This is a genomic window from Oleiphilus sp. HI0080 (genome assembly GCF_001635135.1).
Genome location: NZ_LWFU01001223.1, coordinates 1 through 523, shown reverse-complemented (window position 1 = coordinate 523; position 523 = coordinate 1). Strand labels below are relative to the sequence as shown.

General features: G+C 37.9%; 2 protein-coding genes. Both read left to right on the top strand.

The genetic code is table 11. The annotated features are described in order from the left end of the window. Positions 1-28: 28 nt before the first annotated feature. Positions 29-259 (top strand): CopG family transcriptional regulator, encoded by a 231-nt coding sequence (locus A3751_RS21425; protein WP_068455370.1) that lies wholly within the window; start codon positions 29-31, stop codon positions 257-259. After that, positions 259-523 (top strand): type II toxin-antitoxin system RelE/ParE family toxin (locus A3751_RS21420; RefSeq protein WP_068458824.1); only part of this gene is annotated, 265 nt, incomplete at its 3' end. The genes A3751_RS21425 and A3751_RS21420, both read left to right, overlap by 1 nt.

The following is a 523-nucleotide window of genomic DNA, read 5'->3' as shown; positions in this document are numbered from 1 at the left end:
ATAACTGCACCGATCTATAGGTATCATTATGACAAGGCAAAGCATTACCCTAACGGAACAAAATGACACATGGCTCAGAAATCATGTCGATAACATCCGAGACTATTCCAACAAAAGCGAGTTGATCAACGATTTAATTCGAAGAGCCAGAAGAGCTGAGCTCATAAATATTAAACTGATGGAAGCTGAGCAAAGTGGATTTGTTTCTCAAAGTCCTGCTGAAATGCTTGAAGAGTTCAAAGAAGAACTGAAGCGTTAATGTATACATATCGAATTTCTGTAAACGCTAAGGAAGACCTTAAAAGAATTTACGCTTATGGAATTGCCGAATTTGGTGAGTATCAAGCAGATGAATACTATTTTGGTTTCTTTGAGACCTTTGAATTAATTGCCTCAAATCCACTTCAATATCAGACCATAGATCATATTCGGCCAGGTTATCGGCGTTGTCCTTATTTGGCAGATACTATCTACTATCGAATAAATGGATCCTTCGTTGAAATTATGGCTATTCTTGGCGGAC